Source organism: Luteibacter sp. 1214 (assembly GCF_031455395.1).
Lineage (GTDB): Bacteria > Pseudomonadota > Gammaproteobacteria > Xanthomonadales > Rhodanobacteraceae > Luteibacter > Luteibacter mycovicinus.
Genome location: NZ_JAVDSQ010000008.1, coordinates 91179 through 114248 on the forward strand (window position 1 = coordinate 91179; position 23070 = coordinate 114248).

The window sequence follows — 23070 nt, forward strand, 5'->3', positions numbered from 1 at the left end:
CTGAGTGCCGCCGCATGCGAGTGGATCTCCGTGACGCCGGCTGGCGTGGGCAGGTGCATTCTACCCGGCGGATCGCCCCTCAGAGCCACCCTTTTTGGCGGGCCAGGCGGTAGGCCTCGATCCGGTTCGCGGCGCCGAGTTTACCGATAGCTTCTGACAGGTAATTCCGAACCGTGCCGTGGGACAGGTTCAGCTGCGTACCGATGTCGCTGGCCGACTGCCCCTCCCCGGCGAGGCGAAGGACCTGCCGTTCGCGATCGTTCAGCGGGTCGGCATCGGACCAGGCTTCCAGCGCGAGTTGGGGATCGATGGCGCGACCACCACGATGCACGGTGCGCAAGGCATCGGCCAGGTTCTCCGCCGGCGCGTCCTTGAGCAGATAGCCACTGACGCCCGCGTCGAGGGCACGACGAAGGAACCCCGGACGAGCGAACGTCGTCACGATGACGACCTTGATCGGCAGCTCATGCCGATGCACCCGCTGCGCGATCTCCAGCCCGGTCAGCCCGGGCATCTCGATGTCGGTGACCAGCACATCGGGCTTCAGACGCTGGAGCTCGCGCCAGGCCGTCTCACCATCGGCGGCGGTACCGAGCATTTCGATATCGGACTCCAGGTTGAGCAGCGCCGACAACGCGCCGCGCACCATCGCCTGATCTTCCGCAAGAAGTACCCGGATCATGCGGAGCGCTCCACCAGGCCACGAGCGCGTGGCAGGTTGATCGCGAGCAGCGTGCCCTGGCGCGCCGGGGACTCGATGGCCAGCCGGCCACCGATCCGCCGGATGCGTTCGCGCATGCCCGATACGCCGTTGCCATGGGCCGCCAGTCCTCCGCAGCCGTTGTCCGTGATGCGCATCGAAAATTCCTCTCCATTCCGGGTAATGACGACACGTGCCTCGGTGGCACTCGAATGTCGGTGAATATTGGTGACGGCCTCGCGCAGGACGAGAGCCAGTTCGGCCTCCGCCGTGGGTGCGAGATCGAAGCGATCGGGTAGCTCGGCGGACAAGGCGATACCGGACGCTTCCAGCATGACGCGTGCGGAAACGATTTCCCCGGCAAGGTCACCGGCACGAAGACCGGTCACCGCGCTGCGAACCTCGGCCAGTGTGTGCCGCGCGACGCGCTCGACTTCCTCCATTTCCTGCTGCGCCCGCACCGGATCGGCCAGCGCGAGACGCTTGGCCAGCTCGGACTTGAGGGTGATCAGCGACAACGTATGGCCCAGCAGATCGTGGAGGTCGCGCCCGATGCGCTCGCGCTCGGCCAGCGTGGCGAGACGCTGCACCTCGTCCTGCGAAAGCCGCAGCGCCGCATCGCGGCGGGCGCCGCGCACGTAGAGGTAGTTGCCGCAACCTGAGATCAACCCGGCGGCGAACACGATCGATACATGGAGAAAAGGGATGCCGAAGGCGAACGCCCAGGCCAGGGTGATCGCCGTGGCGGCCAGCGTGCCCACCAGCCAGAACCACGGTCGACGGGCGTACGCCAACAGGGACACGCCGAGCACGACGTAGCCCAACGAGATGGGATTGACCAGCCACAGGACGAAACCGAGTGCGACGATGGCAGCGGCGTAAAACGGCAACCGGCACAACGGGCCGATGAAAACGCCCACCGTACAAGCCACGTAGACCACGATCGAGGCAAGTGTCGGCGCCATCCACGACCACTGAAAACCGTGGACGGCCAATGGCCCCTGGACCAGGCCGATCAGCCAGAACATCTGCACGCCCGCCTGCCAGCGCAGGTAGGTCGGCGAACGGAAACTCGCCAGCAGCGAATCCGGGTGGGTAGCCGGCCAGTACTTCATGACGCGAGACGCTGGTTACCGGGCAGCGCGCCCGGCAGTTCGCCACGAGGCGGCGTCACCAGACGGTCGCCGGGGTTCAACGGGACCGTGATGCGCACGCGCGTGCCGGCACCGCGAGCCGACTCGAACGAAAGCGTGCCCCCCAGCGTGCGCACGCGCTCGCGCATGCCGCAGATACCGTTGCCTTCATCCGATACGCCACCCTTACCGTCATCGATGACGGTGAGTACCAGTTCCTTGCCGTGCACCTCGACGCGCGCTTCGGCGATCGACGCACGCGCGTGACGATGCACGTTGGTGACCGCCTCGCGCAGGACGAGAGCCAGCTCGGCTTCGATCCGCTCGGAAAGGACGGGCAGTTCGGTGGTGTACTCGAAGCCGACCATCGACGCATTCAGCAGAAGACGCGCCGAGGCCAGTTCGGCGGCGATGCCCGAGGCGCGGATACCGGTGACCGCGGAACGCACCTCGGCGAGGGCATGCCGGGCTACGCGCTCGGCTTCCTCCATCTCACGGCGCGCCGCCGCTTCGTCTTTGTCGAGCAGTCGGCGCGACAGCTCGAGCTTCAGCGTGATGAGCGACAAGGTGTGACCGAGCAGATCGTGCAGGTCGCGGCCGATACGCTCTCGCTCGGCCATCGCGGCAAGGCGGCGGACCTCGTCGTGGGACAGCTTGAGTTCCGCGTCACGCTGCGCGTTGTACCGGTAGATCACGTTGATCGAGCCGACGCACAACGCAATGAAGGTGATGCCGGCGATGATCGCCGGAGGCCAAGAATAGACGTACCAGCCCACGAGGACAAACGCACCGAGCACGCCGCCCATGCCACTGAATGACCGTTTTGGCGAACCGTCGAAGCCGACCATCGCGCAGGCATAGATGACATAACACCCCCCGGCGCTCGCATTGACCCCCATGACGGCAAAGCCCAGCAGCGCGGCCGCGCCGCCAAGCCAGGGCGACCATCTCAGCGACCGCGTGTAACAGAGCGCATACAGGCCGAGGAACACCGGAAACGAAGTCGCCGTTACGAGCCACCAGTGCGGCGAAAGCGTCCTTGCGAACGCAAGATCGCCGAAGACGTAGACCGTCCAGACCAGATGAAACAGGCTGGCGACGCGCAGGCGCGGCTTGTCGCGGAAGCGATTCCAGAGCGAGTCCGGTGCTGGCGTGAACCACGAGCGGGCCATACGGGTTTCCGAGGAAAGGCGTGGCGTCATGCTACTTCAACCGTAGCGGCGCAGGCGGCGCGTCGCGATCAGGAGAAACACCGCGGTGAACCCGAGCAGGACAAGCGCGTGGATCGCGTCACCGCCCTCTCCCAGACCCACCACCGAGAGCGCCAGCCGGTCGAGATGATACGCAGGCCACAACGGCGCGATGGACTGCAGGAACGACGGCAGCACCGGCAACGGAATCCACAGGCCCGACAGGAACGCCATCGGCAGGTAGATCAGGTTGACCACCCCGGGCGCGCCCTGCCCCTTCACCAGCGTACCGATCAGCAGGCCCAGTGCGCAGAAAGGCAGGACGCCGAGCACCTGGAGTACGAAAAAGGCGGCGATGCGCGATGCGGGCAACGATACGCCGGCGACGAAGGTCGCCAGGCACAGCAGGATGATCGAGATGATGGCGGCCACCAGCACGGCCATGCACATCTTGCCGATGAGGTATGCGCCGGGAGGCATGGGCAAGGCGCGCTTGAGTGTCAGTAGCCCGGTATCGCGCTCCAGCGCCAGCGATACGCCGAAGCCGAACAGCCCCGGCGCCATGACACCGAACGTGCCGTACGAGGCAAGAAGATAGCGTGGCGCATCGGCGCTGTTCGAATGCGCGAGGAAGATGCCGAACATCACGTAGAACACCGACGGAAACAGCAGCGTCGGCAGCAGGAATCCGGGATTGCGCAGGTAGCGCAGGCATTCCGCCCGGGCTTCCTGGAGATAAGCGTTGATCAGGCGCCCGGCGGTCATCACCGGCACGGCGGTGCTTTCGATCGTGTTCATGCGGCCTCCCGGGCGATGTCGCCGGCTTCGGATTCGCGGGTGATTTCGGTGAAGGCCTCCGCCAGACCGGCACGCTGCACTTCCAGTTCGGACAGTGTCGGATCCGCATCGAGCAGGCGGCGCACGACACCTTCCGCCTGCGTCGTGGCGATGGTCAGACGCCCCTGATGCGTGTCGACCGAGGTCACCCCGGGCCACTGCGCAATGACGTCCGTGGGTATCGTGGTGACGCAGCGAATACGGCGCACAGCCACATGCGCGCGTAGCGCATCGACCGTGCCTTCGGAGATCACCTTACCTTTGGCGATGACGCAGACGCGGTCGGCCAGCGCTTCGGCTTCCTCCAGGTAGTGGGTAGTCAGCACCACGGCACAGCCGCCGGCGACCAGCGTGCGGATGGCGGCCCACAGCGCCTGCCGGGCCGTGATATCCATGCCGACCGTAGGCTCGTCGAGAAAGAGGATTTCGGGACGCCCCGCCAGCGCCATGGCGAACTGCACACGGCGTTGCTGACCGCCCGACAGATCGCTGTACTTCCGGCCAAGCAAGTCGACGATGCCGGCCAGCGCGGCGGACTCCGGGACGGGGCGCGGCTCCGGGTAATAGCTCGCCGTGAGGGTGAGCAACTCGCGCACCTTCAAGGTGGGCGGCAGACTCGCCGACTGCAACATGACGCCGATACGCCGACGCGCGTCGATGTCCTGCGGATCGCGGCCGAAAAGGCTGGCGGTACCGCTGTCGGCGCGGATGAGACCCAGCAGCAGACCGATGCTCGTGCTCTTACCGGCGCCATTGGGCCCGAGTAGCGCCAGCAACTCGCCACGGTGAATGGAAAGATCGATGCCGTCGAGCGCGACGAGATTGCCGTAGCGCTTGCCGACATGGTCCAGACGTGCAATGCAGGTGTCGTTGTTCATGAGTGCCCTCCCTTGCGTCGCAACATATTCGTACGTAACCCCTTGGTGGCAGTCGCTTGCGTCATTGTGCGAATGTGACAAGCGTCACCCGGGGGTTACGGGGCCAAAAACCGCATGCTATGCTGGGTCATTAAACCCTTTACATATAAACACTTAGCGGTCGAAGGAGTGCGTTATGGACGTTATCGGTCATCTGCGTGAGCTGCGTGAATTCGGTGGCTCGGCGCGTACGCGGGGCCTCCCGGATACGACCATCGCCCGCTTCGCCTCCTCCGACCCCGCGCTGGTCCGTGCCATCGAAGAGGCGGTTGCCTATCACCGCGCGCTGCGTACCGACATGGCCGACTTCCTCCGCCTGGACGAAGCCGAGCAGATCCACCAGCTGCAGTCGAGCCTCGTCAACTTCTATCCCGACGACGGTCTCAACCCGTATGTGCCCGCCGCGGCTCGCGGCCCGTGGGTCGTCACGCTGAAAGGTGCCGTGGTCCACGACAACGGCGGCTACGGCATGCTCGGCTTCGGTCATAACCCGGAGGCGATCATTGAAGCGATGTCGCGTCCGCAGGTCATGGCCAACGTGATGACGGCCAACGTCTCGCAGACGCGTCTTTGCGCCGCGCTGCGCAAGGAACTCGGTCGCACGCGCGGCGGCAGTCCGTATACGCATTTCCTCTGTCTCAACTCCGGCTCGGAATCGGTCACGCTCGCCGGCCGCATCGCCGACGTCAACGCACGCCTCATGACCGATCCGGGCGCGCGTCACGCGGGTCGCAGCATCAAGCGTCTCGCCGTGAAGGGCGCCTTCCACGGCCGCACCGAGCGCCCGGCCCTCTACTCCGACTCCTCGCGTCGCAACTACCAGCAGCACCTGGCCAGCTTCCGTAACGAAGACTCGCTGATCACGGTCGAGCCCTATAACGTCGCGGGTCTGAAGGCCGCGTTTGCCGAGGCCGATCGCCAGGGCTGGTTCATCGAGGCGATGTTCCTCGAGCCGGTCATGGGCGAAGGCGATCCGGGCCGTGCGCTCACGCCGGAGTTTTACGCCGCCGCACGCGAACTCACCCGCGAGCACGGCACCCTCCTGCTGGTCGATTCGATCCAGGCTGGCCTGCGTGCGCACGGCGTGCTGTCGATCGTCGATTACCCCGGCTTCGAGTCGATGGAAGCGCCGGACATGGAGACCTTTTCCAAAGCGCTCAACGCCGGCCAGTACCCGCTTTCCGTCCTGGCTGTCACCGAACGCACCGCCGGCCTGTATCGCAAGGGCATCTACGGCAACACAATGACCGCCAACCCGCGCGCCCTCGACGTCGCCGTCGCGACGCTGGCCGAACTGACCGACACGGTGCGCGACAACATCGTGGCGCGTGGCCGTGAATTCGTGCAGAAGCTCGAGGGCCTCAAGAACGAACTCGGCGGCCTGATCACCAAGGTCCAGGGCACGGGCCTGTTGTTCTCCTGCGAGCTGGCACCTGAGTTCAAGTGCTATGGCGAGGGCTCCACCGAGGAATACATGCGCGAGCGCGGCATCGGTGTGATTCACGGCGGCGCCAACTCGCTGCGCTTCACCCCGCACTTCCAGGTGACCAGCGCCGAGGTGGACCTCATCATCGAGGAGATCCGCCATGCGCTGAAGGAAGGCCCGCGCCGGGCGGAATCGTCAACCAAGGCGGCATAACAGTCCCTGTAGGAGCGCGCCTCGCGCGCGATCCCCGACCGCGATGAGCCCCGACCGCCATTGCGTAGCCCCGAAAATCGCGCGCAGGGCGCGCTCCTACAGGTTAAGCTCGGACCGCCGGATTGGCCCGGCGTCACGTAGGGGTTCGCCATGCGTACGCAGATTCGTGTCCTTGCCGTAGCTTCGCTTCTCGCCTTCGCCACAGGCGCCATCGCGGCCTCGCCGCAGGCGCCCGCCAAAAAGGAGCTCACGCCGCAGCAACAGCGGATGAGCACCTGCAATACGCAAGCCACCGGCAAGAAGGGCGACGAGCGCAAGGCCTTCATGAGCAGCTGCCTGAAGGGTGAGCAGCCGGCCAAGGCGACGCAGCAGGACAAGATGAAATCGTGTAACGCCGACGCGTCGGCAAAGAGCCTCAAGGGCGACGAACGCAAGCGCTACATGAGCACCTGTCTCAAGGGCTGATCAACAGACCGGGCGCCGCGTGCGAGAATGGCGCGTCGCCCACTGCCCTGTTTCCGTCCATGAAAATCGTCGAAGTCCGTCACCCCCTCATCCAGCACAAGCTCGGCCTCATGCGCGCCGCGGGCATCAGCACGAAGGAATTCCGTGAGCTGGCCTCCGAGGTCGCCGCGTTGCTGACGTACGAGGCCACGGCCGACATGGAAACCGAGTGCAAGACCATCCAGGGCTGGGCTGGCCCCGTCGAGGTCACCCACATCAAGGGCAAGAAGGTCACCATCGTTCCGATCCTGCGCGCAGGCCTCGGGATGCTCACCGGCGTGCTCGAGATGATCCCGGCGGCGAAGGTCAGCGTGGTCGGCCTGCAGCGCGACGAGGAAACGCTCGAGCCTGTCGCCTACTACGAAAAGCTCAGTGGCGGCATGGACGAGCGCACGGCGATCATCGTCGATCCGATGCTGGCGACCGCGGGCACGCTGGTCGCCACCGTCGACATGCTCAAGGCGGCCGGCGCGAAGCGGATCAAGGGCCTGTTCCTGGTCGCCGCACCCGAAGGCCTCAAACGCATCGAGGCCGCGCATCCGGATATCGAGATCTACGTCGCCTCCATCGACGACCATCTCAATGAACTGGGTTACATCCTGCCCGGCCTCGGCGACGCGGGCGACAAGATCTTCGGCACCAAGCAGAAGACCTGAGTCCTGACGAACGTCGCACCGCGAATCAGCTGGTGACGGCTTCGCGGGCGTCGAGCGCGGCGGCCAGCCGGGAGGCATGCTGCCGCGTCGTGTAAAGCATCTGCCCGAGTCCCGAGTGAGTACCACCGGCGACGCAGACGACGACATCGAGATGCTCGCCGCGCGCCTGGCAAAGCACGACGTGCCCTCCTTCCGCTTCGATGCATACGTGCCGGCACGCCCCCAGATGCGCTTCGTGACTGCCCAGCTCGCCGAGCGCGGCGAGCGAGCCCGCGACGGCGGCCAGCCGGGCCGGATCGTCGCCCGGTTCGACCCGGCACGCCAGCTGCAAGCCATCGCTCGTGGTCACGATCACGGCGCGCACGCCCCGGACGTCACGCAGCAGGCGATCGGCCGTCCGTTCGCATAATGTGCGGGATTCCTCGTCGACCGTCAGCACGCGACCTCCGCATGGGCGGTCAGCTGCCAGAGCAGCAGATCGATCAGCTGCAGGACATCGTCCTTGCGCGTCACGTTGGCCGCGATCACCGGACAGGTGACGCCGTGGCGTGCCGCCACGCGGACGAACGCATCGAGACCCGGCAGCGGATGCCCTTCGGTGCGCCCGATGCCCACCACGCAGGGTGCCGTGCGCAACAGGTCGGCGAAGCCGGCGAGGTAACGGGAAAAATCCTCGAGCGGAGCCGGCCGACTGTTGTCGATGAGGATGATCAGACCGAGCGCGCCGCGGCCGATGATCTTCCACATGAAGTCGAAACGTTCCTGGCCCGGCGTACCGTAAAGGCGCAGCGTCTCGCCATCGGCCAGCACCAGTTCGCCGTAATCCATACCGACCGTGGTGGTCGCCTTGGCGAAACCCGCATCCATGTTGCGTGCTTCGGTGGCCATCGGCGCGACGTCACTGACCGCGGCTATCGCGGTGGTCTTGCCGGCGCCGGTGGTGCCGGTGAACACAAGCTTGAATTCAGGCATCGCTATCAGAGCCCCAGTCGTGCACGGATACGCCCGATCACGCCGACGCGCTCACGCACGGTCAGGCTCGACAGAAACGGATTCTGGATATCGCGTTTTCCGGCGGCGAGCGGTTCGCTGGACAGCAAACCCGCGTCATGCAGGTCGGTGAGCAACTGGCGGCATTCGCCGGCGGTGCAGCCGATCATCCGGGTGAGCTCGCCGGCGCTGACGTCCGCACGCAGCAGGACCGCGGACATGCGCATGCGCTCCCGCGTGGCGACCAGTCCGGCTTCGGGCCAGTGGCGCAGCCGGAAGCTGTTGGTCGCCATCGCATGACGGTCGATGCGTGAGGGCAGCGCCGGCGATGCCTGCTCGAGCAGGTCGCCCAGTTCGTTCAACGTATCTTCGAGCGTGTGATAGTTGAAGGGGAACGCCAGCACCCGGCTGTGTTGGGTCGCGTCCGCGTAGGCACCCCGTCCGACAGGCTGCAGTGCGATGCGATTGTCTTCGCTGCGTACCACCAGATCGCCTTCGACCGCCGTAGCGATCCAGCGCTGACGAAGCCGGCCATCGATCACCCGCATCAGCGAGCGCAGCACCATTTCATGTCGCGTCTCGACGTCCCGGCACTCGAACGTCAGCCCTCGCCGTTCCTGCCGGAAAAGCGCATCACTGTTCACGAAATCCCCCGATAACGCGCTGAAAACGGTGTTTTCGCCACCGTGCTGGGAGTGAGATTAGCCAGCACGGCAGGCGAATAGCGCGACATTCGTCACACATCCGGTGCGTCACATTCCGCTGTCATAAATTTGCGTCAGACTCGCCGGTACGGACCTTCACGGGGGGAACGTCGCGCGAGGACCGGGCGACGCTGTGGGTCGCGTACAACCAACGACTCGAGGGGACATTCGAATGCGTTTGACCACGTCACAGCGCGCCACATGGGCGGCGCTGGCAGGCCTCATGGCCGTCCTTCCGCTGCAGGCGGCGGACCTTTCCATCACCCAGTTCCGCGTACGCGGGCCCGCCGGCGGCAACGACGAATTCGTCGAGGTGCAGAACACCGGCACCGCCGCGCTGGACGTGTCCGGCTACAAGTTCAACGCATCCAACGCGAGCGGCACGACCGGCACACGCTTCACCTTCCCTGCCGGGACATCGGTCGCTCCGGGCTGCTTCCTGCTGCTTTCCAACAAGGCGGCATCGGGCTATTCGGGCACGGTAACGCCTGACCTGAGCTACTCCACCGGCGTCACCGACGACGGTGGCCTCGCTCTGCTCGACGCCTCGGGCTCGGTCATCGATCAGGTAGGCCTCAGCGCGGGTTCGGCGTACAAGCTCGGCACGGCGCTGACGACGCTGGGCACCGGCAATTCGGACCAGGGTTACCAGCGCAAGGTCAACGGCGCGGGCCTGCCGCAGTCCACTGGCGACAACTCGGCGGACTGGGTGAAGGTCGCACCGACCGCTCCGCGCGCAAGCACATCGCCGTGCACGGTCCAGGGCACCAGCCTGTCGATCGCCGATGCCACAGTGAGCCTGCGTAACGGCGACGACGTGCCGATGCCGTTCTCCGTCACGCTGAGCGAGCCGGCGGACACCGACGTCACCGTGCATGCCCGGACCGCCGACGACACCGCCACCGTGGCGGCCGGCGACTACGACGCCGTGGACACGACGCTCACGATTCCGGCCGGTTCGACCACGACGACCCTCACGGTGAACGTGCACGGAGCCAGGGCGGCCGGACCGGACAAGGCGCTGCGCGTCAGCCTGTCCAACGCGACGGGTGACGTGACGCTGGCGAAGGACACGGCGGTCGGCGCCATCCTCAATCAGATCCCCATCGCCGCCGAAATCTGGCAGGTCACCGGTCGCGGTCAGGTCTCGCCACTGGTCGGCAAGCGTGTCGCCACGAAGGGTAACGTGGTGACCGCCGTCGGCCCCGCGGGCTTCACCATCCAGACGCCGGACAACCGTGCGGATGACGACCGCCTCACCTCCAACGGCATCTATGTGTTCACCAGTTCGGCACCGACGGTCAAGATCGGTGACCTGGTGAACGTGGAAGCGACGGTCGACAATTATTACAACCTGCCTGAGCTGAAGAGCGCCACGGTCGTCACGACGATGCACGGCGCGAAGCTGCCGGCCGCCGTCGTCTTCGGTGACAAGATCCCCTCCACGGATCCCAACGCCCTTTCCTGCGGCGACACCAACTTCCAGTGCTATGTCGGCATGCGTGTCGCCATCGACAACGGCATGATCACCACAGGCAACCTGCGCTTCAGCAACGAACCGTTCGCCGAGGTGTACATCACCGCCAATGGCCAGCGTTCGCTGCGCAAGCCTGGCGTGCGCTACACCGTGGCCGTGCCCGACGGCGTCAACCTGCCGAACTGGTCGGGCAACCCGGAAGTGTTCAAGATGAACACCGCCGACTACGGTGCCGTGCCGGCCAACACGCCATTCAACGCGGGCACCACGTTCCGCGCGGAAGGCGTCATGTCGTACGCGTTCGGTGCGTATACGCTGATCCCGACCAAGGTCACGGTGAAGAAAGCGGTCGAACTGCCGCGTCCCGTGGACTCGCGTGCGTTCTACGCGGTGCGGGTGGGCGCGCTCAACACCGAGCGTTTCTGCGACACCAACTTCAACACGACCTTTACCTGCAGCGGCGGCGACACCGAGCCGACGGCGGATCAGGTCAAACTGAAGACGCAGCGCCTGTCCGCATACATCGGCGGCGTGCTCAAGCTACCCGACATCCTCTCTGTGGAAGAAGTGAAGAGCCTCGCCGTGCTGCAGGGCCTCGCCAGGCAACTGGGTGACGACTACCCGGCACAGTACGAAGCGTTCCTGCAGGAGGGCCACGATCCGAGCGGTATCAACGTCGGTTTCCTGGTGCGTACCGACCGCGTACGCGTGCTCGACGTGCGCCAGCTGGGCGCGGATGAAACCTGGCAGGATCAGGGTTCGACCGCCTTCGTGCACGACCATCCGCCGCTGCTGCTGACCGCCGAAGTACCGTCGATCCTCGGCAAGATGCGCATCAACGTGATCTCGGTGCACCCGAAGGCACGCCAGAACGTGGACAAGACCGGCACCACCGCCGATCGCGACCGCGAAAAGCGCTTCCTGCAGGCGAAGTCGCTGGCGACCCAGGTCCAGGCGATTCAGACCGACCGCAAGAACCTCCTCGCGCCGCTGCTGGTCGTCGGTGACTTCAACGCGTATCAGTTCAGCGATGGCTTCACCGACGTAGTCGGCCTGATATCCGGTCGCTACGACGACAGCCAGAACCTGCTGAAGCTGGGCAAGAATCTGGTCAGGCCGGCACTGTGGAACGCCGTGGATTCGGTACCGGCGAACGATCGTTATTCGTTCCTGTTCACCGAGAACTTCGGCAACATCCAGGGCCAGGCCCCGCGCTCGGTGCCGACGCACCAGGTACTCGACCATGCGCTGCTCAACACGGTGGCCCGTGGCCTGTTCCTCAAGATGCAGTACGGCCGCGGCAACCTCGACGCACCGGTACAGACGCTGGACGATTCCGCGTCGGCGACCGATGTGAAGAAGGCGCTGGGCTCATCGGACCACGATGGTTTCGTGGTCGACATGGTGACGCTGCCGCTGGGCTTGTTCTAAGCCCCGTGTAGGAGCGCGCCTGGCGCGCGAAAGGCCCTGTGCGACGCTCTGTCGCGAACGGGCTTTTCGCGCGCGGGGCGCGCTCCTACCTGTTTTGTCAGCCGGCAAACCGATCCGTAGCCCGTACCAGCTCCTTGATGATTCCCGGCTCGAACGCCGAATGCCCCGCGTCCTGCACGATCTTCAGATCGGCTTCCGGGAACGCGCGATGCAGATCCCATGCGCTACGCACGGGACACACCACGTCGTAACGTCCCTGCACGATCACCGTGGGGATATGGCGAATCTTGCCCACGTCGCGCAACAGCTGGCCATCGACCTCGAAGAAGCCGGCATTGACGAAGTAGTGGCATTCGATCCGGGCGAACGCGAGCGCGAACTCGTCCTCGCCGCTCGACGCGATATGCCCCTCGTCCTGGTACAGGTAGCTGGTCGCGCCCTCCCACACCGACCACGCCCGTGCCGCGGCCACGCGGACCGCCGGGTCTTCACTGGTCAGCCGGCGATGGTAGGCGCTGATCAGGTCGCCGTGCTCCGCCTGCGGAATGGCCGACAGATACGTCTCCCAGGCATCGGGATAGAGCTGGTCGCAACCGCCCTGGTAGAACCACTCCAGTTCCGAACGACGCAGCATGAAGATGCCGCGCAGGACGAGTTCGCTCACGCGATCCGGGTGCGTCTCGGCATAGGCCAGCGCCAGCGTGGAGCCCCACGAGCCGCCGAAGACCTGCCACGTGTCGATACCCAGATGCTCGCGAAGGCGCTCGATGTCGGCGACGAGGTCCCAGGTCGTGTTGTCGGTGAGTTCGGCATGCGGTGTGGACTTGCCACAGCCACGCTGGTCGAAGAGCACGATGCGGTACTTCTTCGGATCGAAGAAGCGACGGCAACGCGGATTCGTGCCGCCACCCGGGCCGCCGTGGAGAAAGACGACCGGCTTGCCCTGAGGATTGCCGCTTTCCTCGAAATAGAGCGTGTGCAGCGGCGAGACCGCGAGCGTGCCGCTGTTGAAGGGCTCGATCGACGGGTAGAGGTCGGGAGAATCCTGGGCCATGGGGTCGGGTCCTGTGGAGAAGGCGGGCCCAATAGGCTAATGGGCGCACCGCCGCCTGCCAACCTGAAGCGCTTCGGCTACCGGGCGTCCCGCAGGCGACCGGCGGTGACGAAGCTGAAACCCATCGTTCGCAGCGCGGGCACGACGAGCCTGACGACCTCGGCGATAGCGGGACGGGCCCTTTCGCCCTCGTCACCATCGTGAAGCAGCACGATCGCGCCGGGGTGCACCTGTTCGATCACGTGACGCACGACACGGCCGGTGTGGTCCTTTGCCTCGACATCATCCCAGTCGCGCGGATCGATCGACCAGCCGACGAGCGTCACGCCTTCTTGGGCGAGGCGCCCCGTCTGGGCCGGGGAAATCTCGCCGAAGGGTGGACGAAACAGCGTCACCGGCGTGCCCGACACATCCTCCAGCAGCGAGCGGGCCGGCAGAACCTCGGTCATCCAGAACGTCCCAGGATCGAGCGCTCGCAGATCGCGATGAGTGAAACCGTGATTGCCTACCTCGTGCCCGTCACGTGCGATGGCCCGCACCGTGTCGGTCGCACGGCGTGCCTTCTCGCCCACACAGAAGAAGGTGGCTTGCACGTCGCACTCGCGCAGCGTCGTCAGCAAGGCCGATGTCGCCCGTCCCGGGCCGTCGTCGAACGTCAAAGCGATCTCGCGTCGATCGGTGCGACCACGGCCGATGTACGTATCCGGAAACTGGGAGAGAAATGCGTGGTAATCCATGCCGTGTCGTCAGGTAGAAGGGCAGCGTAGCCTGGTCTCGCCTTGCATCCGGCGCTGATCAGCGGGTCAGCCAGCTCTTGCGTCCGCCGCGCAGTTCGTCGACCAGGCCGATCACGTTGGCCGGCAGCAACAAGGTATCGATGCCGGTGTTGTAGAGCGAAACCAGCAGCATGTCCCGCCAGCCGAGCTTCAGCCTATGGCGTGCCTGCAGACAGGCGACTCCGTTCAGCAGAGCCATCACCACCCAGTTCGCGACAGCCAGACCGAACAGCAGCCTGCTGTCGTACAGCCAGGCGGCGGCGATGCTGAGCAGTAGCGTCGGCAGAAGGGCCGACTGCGCCCAGAGCAGCCACCAGGGCAACATCTTCATCGTATGCGCGCGGGATATCCGCCAGGCGACACGGAACGATTCCAGCCTGCCACGGGCCCAGCGACGTCGCTGCCGGAACAGTCCGAACAAGGTCGAAGGACAGACCGTATAGGCGATGGCATCCGGCGCGTAGCCGATGGTGTAGCCGTGTGCCAGTGCTCGCCAGGTCCAGGCAATGTCCTCCACCAGCCACTCGCCCCAGCCACCCAGCTCCCGAATCACGGCGGTCTTGTGCAAGGAGAACGCGCCGGCGACGACGTTGACCATCCCCATGCGGCTCTGAACGAATCGGATCGTCGCCAGTGCGCCGACATGCTCGTAAAACTGGAAGCTGTGCAGCCAGGAATCGTGGCGACCGGCTGGCACGATGAGGCCACAGGCCGCCGCGTGCGTGGGCGACGCGTATAGCGCCTCCACCGCCAGCCGCAGGGCTCCCGGCAGAATGACAGTGTCGCTGTCGATCACCGTCACGACATCGGACTCGGCCGAAATCAAGGGGAGTGCCGCATCGAGCGCTCGCCCCTTGGCACCACTGTTTCGCGCGAGCGAACACAGCACGTAGTGCTTCCGTCGGGGATGTCGCAACCATTCGGCAAGACAGCCGGGTGTCGCATTGCTCGAACCGTCGTCGATGAGGATGACTTCCATCTTTCCGCGATAGTCGGTCGCCTCGATCGCGTCGAGCGTACGCAGAAACGAGTCCTCGGGTTCGTTGAAGAACGGCACGAGAATGGAGACGAACGGATAGGTCGCCGCCCCCGGGGTGGCGACCTGCACGGGACGAAACGCCTTCACCACCGACCAGACAAGCAGGAACAAGAGACACAGCGCCAGAAGCAAAGTCGAAAAGCCGATAAAGCCCAGAAGCACCGATAGACTGATCATGTTGACAACGATGTCATGAGGTCGGCGTCGAGCATGTCGTTCCGGTCTGCGGCAATCTGTGAGGAGCCGCACAGTTTCCATCCCCCGACGAGTGTCTTTTATTCAGGCACCTTTTACGGCGGCGAAAGCTGCACCTGCATTGATCATCCGTCCTCGCGGAGTCCGGCGACATGGCACACTCTTCTCCAAAGCTTCTTTCCGAAAACGTGCCTTGCACGCCGTCGTCCGCAGGAAGCTTTGACATCGGTGTCATTCTCGGCGACTGCGGCATCGAGCCAACGGTCGAACGCCACAACGCGGCCGCGGATGCCATTTCATGGCCACTGATCGATTATTCGTCCTGCCCGCCTACCGACGACCAGATCGCCATCAATCGCTGGCTGACGCACGCTCCGCTGGCGGGCAAACGCATCCTGCATGTCGGGGCGGGCAATTCGTCTCTCGCCAGTCTGCTGGCGGACAAAGTCGGCGCCCTTGTCGCGGTCACGGTGTCCGTCGATGAATTGCGACATGCACAGATGCTCGACCTGCCCGGCTATACGCCGCTGCTCATGAACAAGCATGGCGAAGCCTTCGCCAACGCTTTCGATGCAAGGTCGTTCGATTACATCGTCGACAACAACCTGAGCAGCTTTGCCTGCTGCCAGAAGCACTTCGAGCGTTACTTCGCTGCGATCGCCGAAGCACTGGCGGAGGATGGCGTCATCCTCACGCATTGGCTCGGTATGCGATGGGTGCTCGATGTCGGCGTGGATGATGTCGAGCCCGCCTGGCTGCTCGACGAGCGTAAACTGCGAACGATCGCCACCGCGTTCGGCCTGCGACTGGACAGCGACGGCGATGTGTTCTTCATGCGGCACGCGGATCGATCCAGCGGATCGTGAGCATGATCGGAGCGATGGACCGGTTGCGGCGGGTGTGGCGCATTGGCCGCAGGGAGCCACGTTTCAAGCTGCTGCTTCTGGACAATCTGACGACCACGCTCGGAGCCAGCTTCACGCTGGTCGCCTTGCCGTTTCTGGTCATGCGGCTGACCGGAAAAGCATGGGACCTCGGCATCACGATGGCGATCGAGGCTGCGCCGGGCCTTTGTCTGTTGCTGGCTTTCCCGCGTCTGCTCGATCGCGTCGACCCGTTGCGAACGCTGCGCCTGTGTCGGTGGTTCTTCGTCGTCGCCAATGCGGCGATCGCGTCGCTGGTCTGGCTGGGTGGCATGTCGATCGTCGTCGTATACGTGTCGACCGCACTCGGTGGCGTCGTCTGGGCCGTGGCATTTCCCGCCGGGCGCGCCGTGTTCACTTTGTATGTCCGCAAAGGCTGGCTGTCGATCGGCAACGCGATCTTCGCGCTGGTCTCGGCGGCGGCGACCGTGGTACTGCCGCTGGTTGCCGGATGGCTGGTCTTCGGCACCCGGGGAGATGTGGGATTGGCCGTGGCATTCGGCATCGACGCGATCTGCGTCCTCTGCTCCCTGCCATTGCTGGCTGCGCTGAGCCGCCATGCCCCGATCCGCCGATCGCCCGGCGGGCCATCGAGCCCACAGGTCACACCGTCGGACACGACCGGGGCCGCAGCTATCCCACGCGTGTTCCATGCCTATGTCTTCGCCAGCTCGGTGCTCGTGTTCGGTCCGGTGCAGGTCCTGCTGCCCTTGATCCTGGCCAGATATCGAGGCGGTAGTTATCTGCTGATCTATGTCGTGCAGTGCATCGGTGTCGGCGTGGCCAGCGCGGTCGCCCTGCGCGTCGCGCTTTCCTTCCGAGGTACCGTGCGCCGGATGCTGGCCTGCTGGGCCGTCGCATCTTCCGCCTACCTGGTTCTTCATCAGGCAAGCGGTCCGGCGATGACGCTGCTGGCGTTCTTCCTGCTTGCCGTCGCCGCCGCCCGCCATGGCGTCCAGTCGCAGTCGTGGCTGCAACGCCATGTTCCGTCACGCGATGTGGGCCAGGAGATGACACGTTTTGCGGCGGCCACGTTGTGTGGCACGCCCATCGCTGCCTTGCTGACCGGCGGTCTCATGGACGCGCTGGGTTTCGAAGCCGCGACCCTGATCCTGTCGCTGGCGATCACGCTTGGCGTGCTCCTGGGGGCACTGCATGTGCATCGACTCGGTGCCGCTTTACACGCTGACTCCCGCGCTCATCGGTCGAGTCCTTCGACGTCGAGACCGGTCGGATGACACCGCAAGCGGGTCGCTCGCCCGCCATGGACGTCACACGAGCGGTCGCCTGCGCCATGGTGGTGCTGGTCCACACCGCCGCCACCTATTTCTATGCGTTCGGGCCGATGTGGCTGCCGTCCGTGACATACGACGCCGTCGCCAGGGCTGCGGTTCCGATCTTCTTCATGTTGTCCGGGGCATTGCTGCTGTGGAAGGACGAGCCGATCCCGACGTTCTATCGCCGCCGCGCGTCGCGCGTCGTGCCACCCCTGGTGTTCTGGACCGTCGTGTATGTCGTCGTCTTCGGTGACCGCTCCGTTTCATGGACCGCTCAGGTCACTCATTACCTCATGGAGCCGTACCGACACCTTTGGTACTTCTACGTGGCTTTGGGCCTCTATCTTTCCGCACCCTTCCTGAGCAGGATGCTGCGAGCGTCGACGCCAGCGGAGACAAGGGTCTTCCTGATGCTGTGGTTCCTGGTGTCCTGCGTGCTCAACCAGGTGCGCCTGCTGGTGTCGGAAGACTGGGATCCGCCATCTTTCCTGGGCGTGCAGCTGTTCTCAGGATTCGTCGGCTACTTCGTGCTGGGAGCCTATCTCACTCGCTACGCTTCGGTCGTCTCGCCGGCCGACCGATGGCGATGTCTGCTGGTCTTCGTGGCATCGGTGGGGGGTATCGTCATGGCGACGTGCCTGTATTCGGGATACCGGGGCGAGCCGAACGAGTTCTTCTTCGCGTACCAGACGCCTCTGGTCGCGATGTCGTCCGTGTCCGCTTTCGTATGGCTGACGACCATCACCCGGGTACCGACACCGCTGATGACGCCGATCCGGTGGATCGCCGACGGTTCGCTCGGCATCTATGGGCTGCATCCCATGATCCTGTGGCTCTATGTGGAACACTTGCGCGTCGACAACGATCTGACCACGCGGTGGGCCCGCATCCCGATCGTCTGGCTCGCGGTCTTCGTTTCGACGGCTCTCGTGATTCACCTGGCAAGGAAAATACCGCTGTTGCGGCGCGTCGCCTGACGCTTGGCTCGGAGCGCCTTAGAGCAGCTTCCCGGGATTCATGATGCCGTTCGGGTCCCACACCGACTTGATCCCGCGCATCAGGGCGATCTCGGCTTCGCTGCGGACACTACCCAGCCAGGGCTTCTTGACCAGGCCGATACCGTGCTCAGCGGAAATACTGCCCCCGTGGCGCTGCAGCGTGTCGACCAGCAGCGAGGTGACGTGCTCGCACTGTTCGACAAAGGCCGCATTGTCGAGATCGGCCGGCTTCAGCACGTTGATATGCAGATTGCCGTCACCGATGTGGCCGAACCAGACGACATCGAAGTGGGGGTATTCAGCGGACAGCAACGCCTGCATCTCCGCCATGAACGCCGGGACCGCGGAAATCCGCACCGAGACGTCGTTTTTATACGGCTTATGCGGCGCCAGCGACTCGGTAATCCCTTCGCGCAGACGCCACAACGACGCCGCCTGCGCATCGCTGGAGCTGATCGCGCCATCGACCACCCAGCCTTCGCCCAGACAAAACTCGAAGAACGCCAGTGCCGCGGCTTCGGCGGCCTCGTCCGGGGTATCGAATTCGGTGACGACGTAGAACGGGTAGTCCTCGTCGAACGGGCGCTGCGTACCGTGCGCCGTCACGTGCAGCAATGCACGATCGGTAAAGAATTCGAACGCGCCGAGTGGGAGACGGTGGCGCGCCTCGGCGAAGACCTTCATCAGTGCGTCCATCGCCGGAACCGCGAGCAGCATCACCTGCGACGGCGGCGGCGGTGACGTGAGGCTCAGGGTGGCTTCGACGACGATGCCGAGCGTGCCTTCCGAGCCGATCACCAGGTGGCGCAGGTCGTAGCCGGACGCGTTCTTGATCAGGCCCCGGTTGAGATCCAGCAGCTCGCCGGTCCCGGTGACGACCTTCAGACCCGCGACCCATTGTCGCGTGTTGCCGTAACGGATCACGCGGATGCCGCCGGCGTTGGTCGCGATATTGCCGCCGATCTGGCAGGAGCCCCGCGCGGCGAAATCCACCGGGTAAAGCAATCCGCGTTCCTTCGCCGCGTTGTGCACGGCCTCCAGGGCGATGCCCGGCTGGACGGTCAGGGTGCGGTCGATCGGGTCGAAGTCGAGCACGCGGTTCATCCGGTCGAGGGTCACCACCAGCTCGCCGTTGGCCGCCACGGCACCGCCGGAAAGGCCCGTCCGGCCGCCCGAAGGCACCAGGGCCACGCCCTGCCCGCTCGCCCAGCGGACGATGCCCTGCACCTCTTCCACGGTCGCCGGGTAGGCAATGGCGAGCGGCGCGGGCGTCCAGCGACGGGTCCAGTCGCGGCCATGGTGCTCGAGGTCGCCCGGATCGGTCGACAGCCTGAGTTCGGGAAGGAGGCGGGCCAGTTCGGCCAGGCGCGGGTCGGTCATGGGAGTCTCGCTCGGGTATCCACCGAGGGTGCCAGTCCGCCGGGTGCGCTGCAACATGGGCGTCACGATCTGGCATAGTGGTCAGCCCTGAATCCGCGAAGCAGAAGCGTCAGCCATGAAGCGCACGTCGTACCCGAAAGAAGACATCAAGGTGCTGCTCCTCGAAGGCGTCAGCCGCAGCGCGCTCGACACCTTCCGCCAGGCCGGCTACTCGCAGATCGAGTTTCACGAGAAGTCACTGCCCGAGGACGAGCTAAAAGAGCGCATCGCCGATGCGCACATCGTCGGTATCCGCTCGCGCACGCATCTCTCCGCCGACGTGCTTGCGGAGGCCCGCCGCCTGATCGCCGTTGGCTGCTTCTGCATCGGCACCAACCAGGTAGATACGGTCGACGCCGAGCGACTGGGCGTGCCGGTCTTCAACGCGCCCTACTCCAACACGCGCAGCGTGGCGGAGCTGGTCATCGCCGAAACGATCATGCTGGTCCGCCGCATCCCGGAAAAGAACGCCGAGTGCCACCGCGGCGGCTGGTCCAAGTCGGCCGCCGGCAGCTTCGAGGTCCGCGACAAGGTGCTCGGCATCGTCGGTTACGGCCACATCGGTACCCAGGTCGGCGTGCTCGCCGAATCGCTGGGCATGCGCGTGATTTTCCACGACGTCGAGCCGAAGCTTTCGCTGGGCAATGCACGCCCCGCGGCCAGCCTGGACGACCTGCTCGAGCGCGCCGACGTCATCACGCTGCACGTGCCGGAAACACCGCAGACGAAGAACCTGATCGGCGCCGCCGAGATCGCCCGCATGCGTCCCGGCTCGATGCTGATCAACGCCTCGCGCGGCACCGTGGTGGATATCGACGCACTGGCCGACGCCCTGCGTACGAAGCACCTCGCAGGTGCCGCGATCGACGTGTTCCCGGTGGAGCCTAAAGGCAATACCGATCCGTTCGTCTCGCCACTGGTCGGCATGGACAACGTCATCCTGACCCCGCACGTCGGCGGCAGCACGGCCGAGGCACAGGAGAACATCGGTATCGAGGTGGCGTCCAAGCTGGTGCGTTACAGCGATAACGGCAGCACGCTCTCGGCGGTGAATTTCCCCGAAGTGTCCCTGCCGGGCCACCCGACCAGCCGCCGCCTGCTGCACATCCATCGGAACATTCCGGGTGTGCTGTCGCGGGTCAACGAGGTGTTCTCCAAAGCGGCGGTCAACATCGACGGCCAGTATCTGCAGACCTCGCCGCAAGTCGGTTATGTCGTGATCGACGTGACCACCAGCGAGGAGCATGCCGTGGCGTTGCGTAACGAGCTGGCGGCGATCGAGGGTACGCTTCGGGCACGCGTGCTTTACTGAAATCCCATGACTGGAAAAGCCGGCTGGATCAGCCAGCCGGCCTCTCAGACGGTCAGGTCATCCGCAACCACCCGGGCACGACCCCGCTGCTTGGCCATGTAGAGCCGCTGGTCGGCGCGCTTGATGAAGGCCGACAGCTCATCGCCCTCCTTCGGCACGATGCTGTTGACGCCCGCGCTCATGGTGATGCGCTTGCCCGAACCGATGCCCGCGTGCGGGATCAATGCCTTGTCGACCAGATCGAGGCAGCGCCATCCCAGCGCCAACGCTTCGGCCTCATCGGTATCCGGCAACAACAGCACGAACTCCTCACCACCGAAGCGGCACAGGAGGTCGACGGGTCGACGCACGATGCCGGACAGCGCTGAAGCAACACGCTTCAGGCACTCGTCGCCCTCCAGATGCCCGTAGTGATCGTTGTACTGCTTGAAGAAATCGATATCGAGGACGACGAGCGAAATGGACTTGTGACTGTCTTTGGCGTCGCGCCATTCCGTCTCCATCATCGTGTCGAAACGACGACGGTTGGGCACGCCGGTCAGGCCATCCTTGAAGGACAGCTCTTCGAGCTCGCGCTGCATGTTGAGCAGCTTTTCTTCCGTGCGCTTGCGCTCGCTGATGTCGAACATGAAGCCGACCAGCGCATTCGGGGTGCCGTCCTCATTGCGCACCACATGCACGACATCGCGAATCCAGACGAAGGTGCCGTCCTTGCGCAGCGCGCGATAATCGGCCTCGTGATCGATGCCCGCCATCGACTGCGAGACACAGAAGTCGAAAACCCACGCGCGGTCCTCGGGGTGCATGCGATCGGCCCAGTCCTGCACGGTCATCCAGGATTCGGGTGCCCAGCCGAGCAGCTCCTCGATCTGCGGTCCCACATAGGCAAAACGCAGCGTCGCCCAGTCGATCTTCCATGGAATGGCGCGCGTCGATTCGAGCAGCGTCTTGTAGACCGCGACGTCGTCGTCGCGAACGATGTCCTGGATACTCATGCATTCCCCCCATGCGGCAGGCTCGCCACGGACGGAATGATCGCCTGCTGTCGACGTGGGCGCCAGTGGATCCTTCACTTGACGCCCCGCAGGCACCTCAGCCAGATCATCTATGCCATCTGGCCGGGGTAGAGCCGCTTCAGGACGCCACGGAATCAGGCGCCGGAAGCTCGGCCTTCCGCGCGAAGTCGCGCAAGGCGAACGCACCGCGGACGCCGTTGAGGAAAGCCATCCAGATGATGACGGCCATGATCAGACCCGCGACGGCTTTGGGCTGGGTCGCGAACTGATACACCTTCTCCAGTGTGAACAGACCCAGACCTGCAAAGGCGGCAATCATCGAATAACGCCAGATGCGCCAGCCCACGAGGGCAAAGACGGCGCCATCAATCACTGCGGCACCGGTCAAGCCCAGCGCATGCGCACCCGGCCCGGAAAACAGGAGGAACAAACCTAAGGCCAGGTTAACGAAGGCCACGAACCATGAGGCGATGGCGGCCCCTTTCATAGCCTGCTGCGCGTCGGCGCGGTTACCAAACGTGGGCCAGTACCAGTTGGAAGTGTTGTCCTTTCTTGCCACGAGCCATGTCTCCTTTCCATTGGATACGGACGATAAACGCCCACGCGTCAGCGCAGGCAGGCGGATGTCCGGTATTTCCCCCTGAGCACCGTGATCTGCGCTCGTGGAAGAAGGATAGAAGGGAATCGCGAGGGCTACCAGAGTGACCTCATGTTCAACGCCCTGCCGCCCATCCGGGGGGGTGAACCGCTCGCGAAATAAAACGCGGTACGCGCGGCGCATCTGTGCTGCGGCGCAATCTAGCGCATATGCCTCACTGCGGAGGCTCTCATGCAATTCCTTCCGCATCGCAGCATAAAGACCCGCCACGAGCGCTTGCCTGAC

22 protein-coding genes are annotated in these 23070 nt (G+C 64.9%); 8 read left to right on the top strand and 14 right to left on the bottom strand.

All coding sequences use genetic code 11. The features are described from left to right. Nucleotides 1-79: 79 nt before the first annotated feature. The 5 genes from J2X57_RS16955 to J2X57_RS16975 are packed head-to-tail and all read right to left on the bottom strand — an operon-like array spanning nt 80 to nt 4738. Nucleotides 80-682 (bottom strand): response regulator transcription factor, encoded by a 603-nt coding sequence (locus tag J2X57_RS16955; RefSeq protein ID WP_036114856.1) that lies wholly within the window; start codon nt 680-682, stop codon nt 80-82. Beyond that, nucleotides 679-1815 carry a sensor histidine kinase gene (locus tag J2X57_RS16960; RefSeq protein WP_309868911.1) on the bottom strand — a complete coding sequence of 379 codons (1137 nt, stop codon included), beginning with the start codon at nt 1813-1815 and terminating at the stop codon, nt 679-681. Before J2X57_RS16960 ends, J2X57_RS16955 begins: the two co-directional genes overlap by 4 nt. Beyond that, nucleotides 1812-3035, bottom strand: a complete 1224-nt coding sequence (locus J2X57_RS16965) for a sensor histidine kinase (RefSeq protein ID WP_308851719.1) — start codon at nt 3033-3035, stop codon at nt 1812-1814. Before J2X57_RS16965 ends, J2X57_RS16960 begins: the two co-directional genes overlap by 4 nt. Nucleotides 3036-3041: 6 nt before the next feature. After that, on the bottom strand, nt 3042-3821 hold the full coding sequence (locus tag J2X57_RS16970) for an ABC transporter permease (RefSeq protein ID WP_308851718.1): 780 nt from the start codon (nt 3819-3821) through the stop codon (nt 3042-3044). Further along, entirely contained in the window at nt 3818-4738 is a 921-nt protein-coding gene (locus J2X57_RS16975) for an ABC transporter ATP-binding protein (protein WP_309868914.1), read from the bottom strand. Before J2X57_RS16975 ends, J2X57_RS16970 begins: the two co-directional genes overlap by 4 nt. Nucleotides 4739-4913: 175 nt before the next feature. Between J2X57_RS16975 and J2X57_RS16980 the strand changes: the two genes are divergently transcribed. From J2X57_RS16980 to upp, 3 genes are all read left to right on the top strand, one after another. Then, entirely contained in the window at nt 4914-6416 is a 1503-nt protein-coding gene (locus J2X57_RS16980; protein ID WP_036114867.1) for an aminotransferase class III-fold pyridoxal phosphate-dependent enzyme, read from the top strand. A 150-nt stretch (nt 6417-6566) separates the two neighbouring features. After that, nucleotides 6567-6881 (top strand): PsiF family protein, encoded by a 315-nt coding sequence (locus J2X57_RS16985; RefSeq protein WP_308851716.1) that lies wholly within the window; start codon nt 6567-6569, stop codon nt 6879-6881. 59 nt (nt 6882-6940) lie between these two features. Beyond that, entirely contained in the window at nt 6941-7576 is a 636-nt protein-coding gene (gene upp / locus J2X57_RS16990; RefSeq protein ID WP_036114872.1) for a uracil phosphoribosyltransferase, read from the top strand. 25 nt (nt 7577-7601) lie between these two features. Here the strand turns inward: upp and J2X57_RS16995 are convergent, their stop codons facing one another. The 3 genes from J2X57_RS16995 to J2X57_RS17005 are packed head-to-tail and all read right to left on the bottom strand — an operon-like array spanning nt 7602 to nt 9210. Then, nucleotides 7602-8015 carry a roadblock/LC7 domain-containing protein gene (locus J2X57_RS16995; protein ID WP_308851715.1) on the bottom strand — a complete coding sequence of 138 codons (414 nt, stop codon included), beginning with the start codon at nt 8013-8015 and terminating at the stop codon, nt 7602-7604. Next, nucleotides 8009-8548 (bottom strand): ATP/GTP-binding protein, encoded by a 540-nt coding sequence (locus J2X57_RS17000; protein ID WP_308851714.1) that lies wholly within the window; start codon nt 8546-8548, stop codon nt 8009-8011. Before J2X57_RS17000 ends, J2X57_RS16995 begins: the two co-directional genes overlap by 7 nt. 5 nt (nt 8549-8553) lie before the next feature. Further along, nucleotides 8554-9210 carry a hypothetical protein gene (locus J2X57_RS17005; RefSeq protein WP_308851713.1) on the bottom strand — a complete coding sequence of 219 codons (657 nt, stop codon included), beginning with the start codon at nt 9208-9210 and terminating at the stop codon, nt 8554-8556. A gap of 232 nt (nt 9211-9442) precedes the next feature. Between J2X57_RS17005 and J2X57_RS17010 the strand changes: the two genes are divergently transcribed. Further along, a complete protein-coding gene (locus tag J2X57_RS17010) occupies nt 9443-12178 on the top strand; it encodes a lamin tail domain-containing protein (RefSeq protein ID WP_309868917.1) in 2736 nt (911 codons plus the stop codon). Nucleotides 12179-12275: 97 nt separating this feature from the next. Here the strand turns inward: J2X57_RS17010 and pip are convergent, their stop codons facing one another. The 3 genes from pip to J2X57_RS17025 all read right to left on the bottom strand — a co-directional run bounded on the left by pip (nt 12276) and on the right by J2X57_RS17025 (nt 15224). After that, the gene (gene pip / locus J2X57_RS17015) at nt 12276-13232 is read right to left on the bottom strand and encodes a prolyl aminopeptidase (protein ID WP_308851711.1); all 957 of its coding nucleotides are present in this window, start codon (nt 13230-13232) and stop codon (nt 12276-12278) included. A 77-nt stretch (nt 13233-13309) separates the two neighbouring features. After that, entirely contained in the window at nt 13310-13969 is a 660-nt protein-coding gene (locus J2X57_RS17020) for a polysaccharide deacetylase family protein (RefSeq protein ID WP_309868919.1), read from the bottom strand. A 58-nt stretch (nt 13970-14027) separates the two neighbouring features. Further along, a complete protein-coding gene (locus J2X57_RS17025) occupies nt 14028-15224 on the bottom strand; it encodes a glycosyltransferase family 2 protein (RefSeq protein WP_051943870.1) in 1197 nt (398 codons plus the stop codon). 170 nt (nt 15225-15394) lie between these two features. Between J2X57_RS17025 and J2X57_RS17030 the strand changes: the two genes are divergently transcribed. Genes J2X57_RS17030 through J2X57_RS17040 form a run of 3 tightly spaced genes read left to right on the top strand, consistent with a single transcriptional unit; the run spans nt 15395 to nt 18419 of the window. After that, nucleotides 15395-16108, top strand: a complete 714-nt coding sequence (locus tag J2X57_RS17030; RefSeq protein ID WP_309868921.1) for a methyltransferase domain-containing protein — start codon at nt 15395-15397, stop codon at nt 16106-16108. Further along, nucleotides 16105-17403, top strand: a complete 1299-nt coding sequence (locus J2X57_RS17035) for a hypothetical protein (RefSeq protein WP_309868922.1) — start codon at nt 16105-16107, stop codon at nt 17401-17403. Before J2X57_RS17030 ends, J2X57_RS17035 begins: the two co-directional genes overlap by 4 nt. Beyond that, a complete protein-coding gene (locus J2X57_RS17040; RefSeq protein WP_309868924.1) occupies nt 17400-18419 on the top strand; it encodes an acyltransferase family protein in 1020 nt (339 codons plus the stop codon). Before J2X57_RS17035 ends, J2X57_RS17040 begins: the two co-directional genes overlap by 4 nt. Nucleotides 18420-18437: 18 nt before the next feature. On the opposite strand, the gene J2X57_RS17045 is transcribed toward J2X57_RS17040, so the two are convergent. Next, complete coding sequence (locus J2X57_RS17045) at nt 18438-19820, bottom strand: FAD-binding oxidoreductase (protein ID WP_036114895.1); 1383 nt, start codon at nt 19818-19820, stop codon at nt 18438-18440. A 115-nt stretch (nt 19821-19935) separates the two neighbouring features. Here J2X57_RS17045 and serA point away from each other — a divergent pair, with 115 nt between their 5' ends. Continuing rightward, nucleotides 19936-21171, top strand: coding sequence for a phosphoglycerate dehydrogenase (gene serA / locus J2X57_RS17050; protein ID WP_036114897.1), 1236 nt, complete (start codon nt 19936-19938; stop codon nt 21169-21171). A 44-nt stretch (nt 21172-21215) separates the two neighbouring features. Here the strand turns inward: serA and J2X57_RS17055 are convergent, their stop codons facing one another. After that, complete coding sequence (locus tag J2X57_RS17055; protein ID WP_309868927.1) at nt 21216-22166, bottom strand: sensor domain-containing diguanylate cyclase; 951 nt, start codon at nt 22164-22166, stop codon at nt 21216-21218. A 139-nt stretch (nt 22167-22305) separates the two neighbouring features. After that, nucleotides 22306-23055: a hypothetical protein gene (locus tag J2X57_RS17060; RefSeq protein WP_309868929.1), complete on the bottom strand. Its 750-nt coding sequence runs from the start codon at nt 23053-23055 to the stop codon at nt 22306-22308. Between the last annotated feature and the right edge of the window lie 15 nt (nt 23056-23070).